This window comes from Novosphingobium sp. B1, assembly GCF_900176395.1.
GTDB lineage: Bacteria > Pseudomonadota > Alphaproteobacteria > Sphingomonadales > Sphingomonadaceae > Novosphingobium.
This window is the reverse complement of record NZ_FWXL01000049.1, coordinates 1-5,218: the sequence shown is the minus strand read 5'-3', so window position 1 is coordinate 5,218 and position 5,218 is coordinate 1. Positions and strand designations below refer to the sequence as shown.

General features: G+C 61.0%; 5 protein-coding genes and 1 pseudogene. 4 read left to right on the top strand and 2 right to left on the bottom strand.

Going from position 1 to position 5,218, the window contains the following annotated elements:
* Together B9A23_RS23135 and B9A23_RS21890 are read right to left on the bottom strand one after the other, a co-directional pair.
* Positions 1-305, bottom strand: a pseudogene (locus tag B9A23_RS23135) (hypothetical protein); the annotation flags it as partial.
* A 367-nt stretch (positions 306-672) separates the two neighbouring features.
* Positions 673-1,596 (bottom strand): LysR family transcriptional regulator, encoded by a 924-nt coding sequence (locus tag B9A23_RS21890; RefSeq protein WP_084281518.1) that lies wholly within the window; start codon positions 1,594-1,596, stop codon positions 673-675.
* A 151-nt stretch (positions 1,597-1,747) separates the two neighbouring features.
* Here B9A23_RS21890 and B9A23_RS23030 point away from each other — a divergent pair, with 151 nt between their 5' ends.
* The 4 genes from B9A23_RS23030 to B9A23_RS21870 form a co-directional block, all read left to right on the top strand.
* A complete protein-coding gene (locus B9A23_RS23030) occupies positions 1,748-1,981 on the top strand; it encodes a hypothetical protein (RefSeq protein WP_176218128.1) in 234 nt (77 codons plus the stop codon).
* Positions 1,982-1,984: 3 nt separating this feature from the next.
* Positions 1,985-2,980 carry an aldo/keto reductase gene (locus tag B9A23_RS21880; RefSeq protein ID WP_084281516.1) on the top strand — a complete coding sequence of 332 codons (996 nt, stop codon included), beginning with the start codon at positions 1,985-1,987 and terminating at the stop codon, positions 2,978-2,980.
* A 42-nt stretch (positions 2,981-3,022) separates the two neighbouring features.
* Positions 3,023-3,541, top strand: a complete 519-nt coding sequence (locus B9A23_RS21875) for a (2Fe-2S)-binding protein (RefSeq protein WP_084281515.1) — start codon at positions 3,023-3,025, stop codon at positions 3,539-3,541.
* Positions 3,538-5,218, top strand: a 1,681-nt coding sequence (locus B9A23_RS21870; protein ID WP_254895248.1) for a molybdopterin cofactor-binding domain-containing protein, incomplete at its 3' end; no start/stop codon positions are given. The genes B9A23_RS21875 and B9A23_RS21870, both read left to right, overlap by 4 nt.

Here is a 5,218-nt window from a genome sequence, read left to right as displayed (position 1 = left end):
AACAAGTCACCCTGCCCTGCCCCTCCCCGCTTCCGCTGTGTGACCCGCACAAGGATGGGGTCAATGGGAGGTGGAGCGGCCGACATCGCCACACCAATGGTCTCTGATCGCGCCTTGGGGAGAAGTTGCAGGACTTCGGGTTTGACAACGTAGACCACATTGCGCCCTTCCCCCTGGTGAACATGGTTGGTGGCAAAGCCCTGATAGAAACGGCTTACGATTCCAGCTTTGACCAGCTCTGAGACAGCGCGACTGCCGTTGGCACGGCCGATGGCTCGCAGCTGCTCGTCAACGGTCTGTTCCATGTGGTGCGCATCCAATTCAGCGTTGCCTGATAACAATCCGGCCAGGGCTACTTCGACCCGTCACCGCAAGGAGGCGCGACGGCCAAGCCGCTCGCTCATCGGCAGGAGCACTTTGGCGCGTTTCGCCCTATTAATGCCCGATCTGGAAGGGCTGCCCTGAAATATCCAGTGAAGCCAGCAGACCGCCATTTCTTAAAGCTCAGCCATTTCTAGTAAATGGCAAATACAGCACTGACTTGCCACTGCCGCTGATTGCTTGGAAAGGTGACACTATCCAGAAACCACCAAGTCGATGCAGCCAAACCCGCTCAAGGAATAGAATGGCACGAAGTATTAGTATCGGGAAGATGCTTCAAGCATCACGTAATCAATGTTGAACCTGCGAGTCTTGTGGCCGCCTCCTCGCACGTAACTCATCAAGCAGCACGCGAAATGCGGGCGAGAGATTGCGCCGATCGGGGTAGTAAAGGTGATGGCCGGCGAAAGGTGGGCACCAGTCGGCAAGCAAGCGGACCAGTCGGCCAATTGCCATGTGCGCGCGCAAGTCGTCGTCTTCGATCACGCATGCCAGGCCATGACCGGCCAGTGCAGCCTCGATAGCCAGAGCGCTGTCGTTGACGATCATTGCCCCCTCCACGCGCACGTTCAGCGTCTGCCCCGCCTTTTCGAACTCCCACGTATAGAGATTGCCGCGGGTCGCCATGCGCAGATTGATGCAACGGTGCGCTATCAGGTCGCGCGGGGTTTGCGGCGGCGCGTGCGTTGCAAGATAGTCGGGTGACCCAACCACAGCCATACGCAGGTCCGGGCCTATGCGCACCGCGATCATGTCCTTTTCCAGGCTCTCGCCCAGGCGCACACCGGCATCGAATCTGTCGGCCACGATGTTGGTCAGAGCACCATCGATCGACAGCTCGATCTGAATCTCGGGATAGCGGGTCAGCTCCGCATCGACCGCAGGCCACAGGACCGTTTGCGCGGCATGACGGCTGGTGGTGATGCGCACAGTGCCGGAGGGGCGCTCACGTAGCCGGGCGAGCGAGGAGAGCTGCTGCCGGATATCGCCGAGTGCTGGCCGCAGGGTGCTAAGCAATTGCTCCCCGGCTTGTGTCGGGCTCACGCTGCGCGTTGTGCGCGCAAGCAGCTTGATGTCGAGATGGGTTTCCAAACGGCGCACGGCATTGCTGATCGCAGATTGCGAAGTCCCCAACCTCGCCCCCGCACGGGTGAAGCTGCGCTCTTCGGCGACGACCAGAAACGTCGATAGATCGCCCAGTTCATCGCGCATCATTTATCTCGTTTCTATATAGGTTCATGCAGAAAGACCGGTCTAATCGGCAATAATCACTTGGTCTATGCACTTCTCCAAAATGGAAGACCGTTGGCAGCAAGCAGCGCGGAAGATTGCCGGTCTCAAGCAGGAAGAGTGATCCATGGACGTCGTGGTCATCATCGGCTCGGACGGTATCGGCGAGGCAATCGCACGCAGGCAAGGGTTCGGCCGCAAGCTGCTGCTGGCAGATTGCAACGCGGCCGTCCTGCAAGCCGCCGCACAGCGCCTCGCGGATGCCGGCTTCGTGACCGGCACCGATCTGCTGATCGACGGCGGCGTCATCGCCGCGATGTTTGCGGGCAAGATCCGGCAGCCCGGTTGCACCTCATTCTCAAGGAGTTGAGCAATGGATAATCGCACTCTGGGCCAATCCGGCCTGTCCGTTTCCGCCCTTGGCTATGGCTGCATGGGCATCGACTTCGGCTACAACAGCAAGCTGTCTCGCGCTGAGGGCATTGCCATGATCCGCGCAGCCTTCGAACGTGGCGTCACGTTCTTCGACACTGCCGAAGTCTATGGCCCTTGGACCAACGAGGACATGGTCGGCGCAACCCTTGAGCCCTTCCGCGGCGAGGTGGTGATCGCAACCAAGTTCGGCTTCGATATCGACCCCGACAGTGGCGCGATGCGCGGCGTGGACAGCCGCCCTGAACAGATCCGCCGCGTCTGCGACGCCTCGCTCAAGCGGTTGCGCGTCGATGCGATCGATCTATTCTACCAGCATCGCGTGGATCCCAAGGTGCCAATTGAGGACGTGGCGGGTACCGTGCGAGACCTGATCGCAGAGGGCAAGGTCAAGCACTTCGGCATGTCGGAGCCCGGCGCCGCCACGGTGCGGCGCGCGCACGCGGTACAGCCCGTGGCGGCGCTGCAGAACGAATACTCGTTGTGGACGCGGCAGGTGGAGACAAACGGTATTCTCGACGCCTGCCATGAACTCGGCATCGGCCTTGTGCCCTATTCGCCGCTCGGTAAGGGCTTCCTTGCTGGCGGTATCGCCAGCGCCGAGCAGGTGGCGCAAGGCGACTTCCGCGGCAGCCTGCCGCGCTTCCAGGCAGAAGCCTTCGCCCACAACCTCAATCTGCTGGACCTTGTTAAAAAGATCGCGGCCGACCGGGGCGCGACCCCTGCACCGATTGCTCTGGCCTGGCTGCTGGCCAAGGCGCCCTTCATCGTGCCGATACCCGGCACGACCAAGCTGCATCGTCTCGAGGAAAATCTTGGCGCAGCAGACATCGCCCTCTCGGCTCAGGATCTTGCCGAGATTGAAGCGCTCCTGGCGACCGTAAGCGTGGAAGGAGCGCGCTACACTCCTGCTGGTGAGGCAGCGACTGGTCTTTGACAGGCTCTGATTCTGGAAGGCAATTGGAAAGGCAGTGGCGACATGAACACCATCGTGGTCAACGGTCAGCAGCGAAAGGTCAAGTCATCGCCTGACACCCCGCTCCTCTACGTCCTGCGCAATGAACTGGGCGTCATGGGGGTCAAATTTGGATGCGGACTTGCCCAGTGCGGCGCCTGTTCAGTTCTGCTGGGCGACGAGGAGGTGCGTGCGTGCGTGACCCCTATCTCGGCCCTGGAAGGCAAACCGGTGACCACGGTGGACGGCCTCCCCCAGCGCTGGGCCAGTCAGAAGGGCAAATTGTCCGCAGACACGCTTCATCCAGTGCAGCAAGCGTGGATCGACGAGCAGGTGCCCCAGTGCGGGATCTGCCAGTTCGGGATGATGATCAAGGTCACCGAACTGCTCGAGGCCAATCCCAAGCCAACTGATCAGGACATTCGCGAAGCTTTGACGACGTCAGGCCCGTCGCCGCATCTGTGCCGCTGCGGAAGCTATGCCGCGATACTCGAAGGCGCTCACCGTGCGGCGCAGCTCATGGTGCACGGAGAGTCGGCATGATCCGCTCACCCTCGAAGTCCGAAGCGAAAATCATCTACGATATCAATGTCCACGGTGCCCGCTTGATGGGTGTCAGCCGGCGCGGGTTCCTCACTGCGGGAGGCACACTCGCTGCCGTTTTCGCGATGGGTGGTCGCAGTGCAGTTGCGCGGGTAAACGCCAGCAAAGCCAATTTACATGCGCATTCAGCCGCTACCGTCAATGGCTGGATCGAGATCCTTTCGGATAACACCGTCCTGTTGCGCACCGGAAAGTGTGATTTTGGGCAAAGCACGATCTACACCGCGTATCGCCAGATCGTAGCGGAGGAACTCTGCGTCCCTCTGGAAGCAATGACAGAGGTGGTCTCCGGCGACACTGACCGCACACCGGATGGGGGTGGCACATTCGGCCTGCTGCGCTATGGTCAGAACCTGCGCAAGGTCGCAGCATTGATGCGTGAGGCTTCGCTTGAGTTGGCGGCCAGGCGGCTCGCGGTGCCGCGCGCCAACCTATCGGTTCGCGAAGGCGTAATCTCCGGCGCAACGAAAGCCATAAGCTATGGCGAACTTCTGGCAGGCGAAGACCTGCATCTGGTCATCCCGATTTCCGGTGACCTGACCATGCCGATGGGGCTGCGCGTGGATGCCGATCCGCCCCTGAAGCCGGTGAAGGACTACACCATTATCGGCAAGCCGGTATTCAACCCTTCGATAGCGCCCAAGGTTACTGGCAAGACCGTATGGGTGGGCGACGTGACACTGCCTGGAATGCTTCATGCACGCACGATCCATCCGGCAACGCTGGGATCGACGCTGATTGCGCCGGGCAAGCTGGATGGCAAACAGTTCCCCGGCGCACGACTGGTAAGGATCGGCAACCTGCTTGCCGTCGTATCTCCGGATGAATGGGAGGCGGTTCAGGCTGCACAGTCGGTCGCCGACGGTTGCGAATGGTCAAAGTGGGAAGGACTGCCCCCTAGCGAGCGCTTGGAAGACCATCTGAGAATGATGGCGACTGAAGACCCCACACCAGTGCGCGATGGTCGCGCGAACAAGGGCAATGCTTCGTCGGTCAAGACTACGCGTGAACTTCGGGCAAGCTATCTGATGCCATACCATAAGCATGCCCCTATCAGCCCGATGGTCAGTCTTGCCGACTATCGCGAGGATGGCTCGGTCTGGCTTCACACGCATAGCCAGAACCCGCAGCACCTGCGGCGGATGATCGCGCTGATGCTGGGGAGCGATGAAGACAAGGTGGTGGTGCGCACCTATCCCGGCGCAGGGCATTATGGCCGCTCCAACGGCGGCAGCGCCGGAAGCGAGGACGAGGCGGTCCTTCTCTCGCGCGAATTGCGGCGACCAGTGCGTCTGCAATGGATGCGCTCCGACGACATGCAATGGTCGACGCAATCACCGGCGATGATCTCGGACATCCGCATCGCGCTCGATGATGCCGGAAGGATGGCAGCCTATGTAGCATCACACATAGGGCCTGGGATGCAGGATGACCGTTTGGTCGGCGCATTGCTGGCGGGCATGCCGGTCATCCCCGCCCCATCCCCTGCCACCACGTATGGCTTTCAGAGCACAGTGCTGAACATGAGCGACACCTGGGTCTACGGCACTGTGCCTGCTGTGCTCGAACAGGCCAAGGGAGGCGCGCACCCCGGCCAGCATGAGGCAACAGACGTGG